Annotated in this window: 3 protein-coding genes and 1 pseudogene; 2 read left to right on the forward strand and 2 right to left on the reverse strand. The window is 60.3% G+C overall.

The window, feature by feature from the left end:
- Positions 1–58 precede the first annotated feature (58 nt).
- Complete coding sequence (locus tag AC1DLB_RS24755) at positions 59–1,723, reverse strand: putative bifunctional diguanylate cyclase/phosphodiesterase (RefSeq protein WP_064621098.1); 1,665 nt, start codon at positions 1,721–1,723, stop codon at positions 59–61.
- 262 nt (positions 1,724–1,985) lie between these two features.
- Here AC1DLB_RS24755 and AC1DLB_RS24760 point away from each other — a divergent pair.
- A pseudogene (locus tag AC1DLB_RS24760) lies at positions 1,986–3,784 on the forward strand (UvrD-helicase domain-containing protein).
- A 57-nt stretch (positions 3,785–3,841) separates the two neighbouring features.
- Positions 3,842–4,414 (forward strand): xanthine phosphoribosyltransferase, encoded by a 573-nt coding sequence (locus AC1DLB_RS24765; RefSeq protein ID WP_477743570.1) that lies wholly within the window; start codon positions 3,842–3,844, stop codon positions 4,412–4,414.
- A gap of 68 nt (positions 4,415–4,482) precedes the next feature.
- On the opposite strand, the gene AC1DLB_RS24770 is transcribed toward AC1DLB_RS24765, so the two are convergent.
- Positions 4,483–6,033, reverse strand: a 1,551-nt coding sequence (locus AC1DLB_RS24770; protein WP_477785819.1) for an acetyl-CoA hydrolase/transferase C-terminal domain-containing protein, incomplete at its 5' end; no start/stop codon positions are given.

Below are 6,033 nucleotides of genomic sequence, written 5' to 3' on the forward strand. Positions count from 1 at the left end.
CAACAATATCGACTGACACTCCGCCTTCGCGGGCAAGCCTCGCTCCTACGGTACGTTGTTAAGCCAGCACAGCCTGCTGGCTGGAGCCGAAGGTCAAATACTCAACCAACTCCGCCAACGGCAACGGCTTGCTGATCAGATACCCCTGCACCTGATCGCAACCAAATCCGCGCAACAAATCCAGCTGCTCCGGTGTTTCCACCCCTTCGGCAACCACTTCGAGGTTGAGGTTGTGCGCCAGGTTGATCATGGCGTGCACCAGTTTGCGATTCTCTTCCCGTTCTTCCATGCCGCCGACAAAGCTCTTGTCGACCTTCAACAAGGCGATCGGCAGGCTGTTCAGGTGCACGAACGATGAGAACCCGGTGCCGAAATCGTCCAGCGAAAAGCGCACACCGAGCCGTCCGAGGGCGTCCATGGTCTGCTTGACCAGGTCACTGCGACGCATCACCGCGGTTTCGGTCAGTTCGAATTCCAGCCATTGCGCCTCGACGCCACGCTCGGCAATCAACCGGCTCAGGGTCGACAGTAACTGGCTGTCCTGAAACTGCCGGAACGACAGGTTGATCGCCATGTGCAGCGCCGGCAGGCCCCGCTCACGCAACGCCTGCATGTCCCGCAGGGCTCGGGAAATCACCCAGTAACCCAGCGGCACGATCAAGCCGCTTTGCTCGGCCAGTGGCACGAATTCGCTGGGGGGCAGCAAACCGCGTTCGCCATGACGCCAGCGCACCAAGGCTTCGAGGCCGACGATCTGGCCGTCCGCAAGGTTCAGGCGTGGCTGGTAATGCAACTCCAGCTCATCGCGACGCAAGGCCCGACGCAGCTCACTTTCAAGGTCGGCGATGCTGCGGGCATTGCGATTGATCCGCTCGTTGAAGATGTGAAAGGTGCAGCCTTGAGTACTCTTGGCCTGCTGCATGGCGATGTGCGCATGCCACATCAACGGGTCGGCGCCGGCCTGCGCCCGGGCGTGAGCAATGCCGAGACTGGAACCGATCAACAGGCTTTCGCCGTCGATCCAGTAGGGCTCGGACAGGGCTTCGGTAATCCGTTCGGCCATCCATTCAGCGCGCTGAGGGGCGCGGCGGGTGTCGATCAGCAGGGCGAATTCATCGCTACCCAGCCGCGCCAGTTGATCGCCGGCCTCCAGCTGGCTTTTCAGCCGCGAGACCACTTGCAGAATCAACCGGTCGCCTGCCTGATGGCCGAGGGCGTCGTTGGCGTGTCGAAAGTTGTCGAGGTCGAGGTGACCGAGGGCCAGGCCGCGGCCGTCGTTGTCCGCCAGACGCGCCGCCAGCAAGGTCTGGAAACCCTGACGGTTGGCGATGCCGGTCAGCGGATCCTGCTCGGCCAGGCGCTGCAAGGTGTTTTCCAGCACCCCGCGCTCACGCACATGACGCAGACAGCGGCGCAACATGCCGGGATCCAGCAGGTTGCGCACCAGCCAGTCGCTCACACCGTCGGGCGGCGCCAGCGGTTCGTGTTCGAGCAGCAACACCGTCGGCAGGCTGCAACGGCCGGGTGCTGGCTGCAGAGCAGGAATCGTCAACAACACCGCGCTGCGGTTGTCATCGAACAAGTTGCTGACCGACTCCCAGCTCGGCGCGCTGAGCAGCACTGCCGAACTCCCCATTGGAGCCAGACACTCGCGCAACAACGCTGCCCACGCCGGCTCTTGGGCCAGTAGCAGCAAACGCAAGGGTTCGACAGGCGTAGACAAGCTAGCTCCCTAGACTCTGCAAAGATGTAGGCGGCGCGCATTATGCCGCTCGGGTAACCAATGACCCAATATCATCGGTTATCAAACACGACTTCGAGTCTTGAATACGTACATTAGACGCGAATTCATTGCGCATCCTGCGTGAAAGTATCAAAACCGGCAAATAGAGATCGCGTGTTGCGTCACAAGTCGGAGAGAGCAGCACAATTCTCTGAGCCTGTTAAAATGCCGGCCCATTTCGCTAACGACTCCCTGATTTCGTATGTCCCGACTCAATCCCCGGCAGCAAGAAGCCGTGAGCTACGTCGGCGGCCCTCTTTTGGTGCTCGCCGGCGCAGGCTCCGGCAAGACCAGCGTGATCACCCGCAAAATTGCGCATCTGATCCAGAGCTGCGGCATCCGCGCCCAGTACATCGTCGCCATGACCTTTACCAACAAGGCCGCGCGGGAGATGAAGGAACGGGTCGGCACGCTGCTCAAGGGCGGTGAAGGCCGCGGCCTGACGGTGTGCACCTTTCACAACCTGGGCCTGAACATCATCCGCAAGGAACATGTGCGGCTGGGCTATAAACCGGGCTTCTCGATCTTCGACGAGACCGACGTCAAAGCCCTGATGACCGACATCATGCAGAAGGAATACTCGGGCGACGACGGCGTCGACGAGATCAAGAACATGATCGGCGCCTGGAAAAACGACCTGATCCTGCCGCCCGAAGCCCTGGAAAACGCACGCAACCCCAAGGAACAGACCGCCGCCATCGTCTACACCCACTACCAGCGCACGCTCAAGGCGTTCAACGCGGTGGACTTCGACGACCTGATCCTGCTGCCGGTAAAACTGTTCCAGGAACACGACGACATCCTGGAAAAATGGCAGAACAAGGTCCGCTACCTGCTGGTGGACGAATACCAGGACACCAACGCCAGCCAGTATTTGCTGGTGAAACTGCTGATCGGCAAACGCAACCAGTTCACCGTGGTAGGCGACGACGACCAGTCGATCTACGCCTGGCGCGGCGCCCGCCCGGAAAACCTGATGCTGCTCAAGGACGATTACCCGTCCCTGAAAGTGGTGATGCTGGAGCAGAACTACCGCTCCACCAGCCGCATCCTGCGCTGCGCCAACGTGCTGATTTCGAACAACCCGCACGAATTCGAAAAGCAGCTGTGGAGTGAAATGGGTCACGGCGACGAGATCCGCGTGATCCGCTGCCGCAACGAAGACGCCGAAGCCGAGCGCGTGGCCGTGGAAATCCTCAGCCTGCACTTGCGCACCGACCGGCCCTACAGCGATTTCGCGATTCTGTATCGCGGCAACTACCAGGCCAAGCTGATCGAGCTGAAGCTGCAACATCACCAGGTGCCTTACCGACTGTCCGGCGGCAACAGCTTTTTCGGACGCCAGGAAGTGAAGGACCTGATGGCCTACTTCCGCCTGATCGTGAACCCGGACGACGACAACGCCTTCCTGCGGGTGATCAACGTCCCACGCCGGGAGATCGGTTCGACCACCCTGGAGAAGCTGGGCAACTACGCCACCGAGCGAAAAATCTCGATGTACGCCGCCACCGACGAAATCGGCCTGGGCGAACACCTGGACAGCCGCTTCACCGATCGCCTGTCGCGCTTCAAGCGCTTCATGGACAAGGTCCGCGAGCAGTGCGCCGGCGAAGACCCGATCTCCGCCCTGCGCAGCATGGTCATGGACATCGACTACGAGAACTGGCTGCGCACCAACAGCTCCAGTGACAAGGCCGCCGATTACCGCATGGGTAACGTCTGGTTCCTGATCGAGGCACTGAAGAACACGCTGGAGAAAGACGAAGACGGTGAGATGACCGTCGAAGATGCCATCGGCAAACTCGTGCTGCGCGACATGCTGGAGCGTCAGCAGAGCGTAAGCAATATGGCGAGATCATCGACTGCGCGCCCAGCCGCTTCCTCGATGAACTGCCGCCGGACGACCTGGCCTGGGAAGGCAACGACGACACCCCGACCGAAGTCAAAGCCGTTCGTGGCAACAGCGCATTGGCAGATATACGCGCAATGCTAAAGCGCTAGAATTAGCCACATTTATTTAGACCTTCGGCACAAAAGACGCCAACAGAGGACAGCTTCATGGAAGCACTGCACAAGAAAATTCGCGAAGAAGGCATCGTGCTTTCCGACCAGGTCCTGAAAGTCGACGCCTTTCTGAACCACCAGATCGACCCGGCCCTGATGAAGCTGATCGGCGACGAATTCGCCTCGCTGTTCAAGGATTCGGGCATCACCAAGATCGTCACCATCGAAGCCTCGGGTATCGCCCCGGCGATCATGACCGGCCTGAACCTCGGCGTACCGGTGATTTTCGCGCGCAAGCATCAGTCCCTGACCCTGACTGAAAACCTGCTGTCGGCGACGGTCTACTCGTTCACCAAGCAGACCGAAAGCACTGTGGCGATCTCCCCGCGTCACCTGACCAACAGCGACCGCGTGCTGATCATCGACGACTTCCTGGCCAACGGTAAGGCTTCGCAAGCGCTGATCTCGATCATCAAACAGGCCGGCGCGACCGTGGCCGGTCTGGGCATCGTGATCGAGAAGTCGTTCCAGGGTGGCCGTGCGGAACTGGATGCCCAGGGTTATCGCGTGGAATCGTTGGCTCGGGTGCAGTCGCTGAAGGATGGCGTTGTAACCTTCATCGAATAAAGCCACTACACCGAAAAACCAATGTGGGAGCGAGCAGGCTCGCCCCCACATTTGATTTCGACTGCCAGTTATTGCGCGGTGGCTTTGAGGCCGGTGAGCAACAACCGCTGAAACAAATCCTCTTTCAACCCCTCCGGCTTCGTCAGCTGCATCCGCTCCAGATGCACGGGAAACTGCGAAGGTTCTGGCGCATCCAGCGCCGCCTTGCCCAATTCCAGAATCTCCGTGAGCTTGAACTTGCTCTTCAACCAGTTCAGCGCCCGCAATAAATCCCGCTCCTGCGCCGTGAAATCACAGCCCAACGGATATTCCGGAAACAGATTCGAATGCCGGGCCTGAATGGCCTGTAAACGCTGCGGGCTGTTGTCGGCGAAACGCGGATCGAGGCGAAAATGCTTCGATAATTTGCCAGCGTTCTGCGCCTGTTCGATCAGCCCCGGCTGGAAGCGTGAGTCGCTGATGTTCAGCAACGCCTCGATCACCGCCGCGTCGGTCTTGCCCCGCAAATCGGCGATGCCGTACTCGGTGATGACGATGTCCCGCAGATGCCGTGGGATCGTGCAATGGCCGTATTCCCAGACGATGTTCGAACTGACCTCACCGCCCGACTCACGCCAACTGCGCAGGAGCAGGATCGAACGCGCGCCTTCCAGCGCATGGCCTTGGGCGACGAAGTTGTATTGCCCGCCAACGCCGCTCAGTACCCGCCCGTCTTCGAGCTGATCCGCCACGCCCGCACCGAGCAACGTCATGGTGAACACAGTGTTGATGAAGCGCGCATCAAGGCGCTGCAAGCGTTTGAGCTCTTCCTGACCGTAGAGCTCGTTGATGTAACTGATGCGGGTCATGTTGAATTCGAGCCGTTTGCTCTGCGGCAACTCGCGCAAGCGCTCGTAGAAACTGCGCGGCCCGAGGAAAAACCCGCCATGTACCGAGATGCCATCGGTTTGCGCCGACTCATTCAGCGTCCCGGCGTTCGCCTGCTGCTGGGTCTGCACATCCGGGTAGACCTTGCGTCGCACGATCCCGGCGTCCGCCAGCACCAGCAAGCCGTTGACGAACATTTCGCTGCAACCATAAAGGCCCTTGGCAAACGGTTCGACGCCACCTTCGCGCTCGATCAACTGCGCCCACTGGCTGAGATTCAGATCCGCCAGCAACGCCTTGTAACCGTCACTGTCCGCCTGCCGCGCCAGTAACGCCGCCGTCAGGGCATCGCCCATGGCGCCGATGCCGACCTGCAAGGTGCCCCCATCGCGCACCAGCGTGCTGGCGTGCAGCCCGATGAAATGATCCTGGCAACCTACCGGCATGTTCGGTGTGGAGAACAACGTGGTGTTGTCCTTGGCGTCGATCAGCAGGTCGAAGGTGTCGATGCCGACTTCCGCGTCACCGGGCATGTACGGCAAATCGTTGTGCACCTGGCCCACCATCAGGATCGTCTCCCCCGCTGCCCGGCGCTTGGCGATCATCGGCAACAGGTCGAGGGTGATGTCCGGGTTGCAGCTCATACTCAAGCGATCGGGATGTTCGCTGTGGCTGGCGACCAGTTGCGCCACCAGATTCAAACCGGCGGCATTGATGTCCCGTGCGGCGTGGCTGTAATTGCTGCTGACGTA

This window comes from Pseudomonas sp. 05N434, from assembly GCF_056396965.1.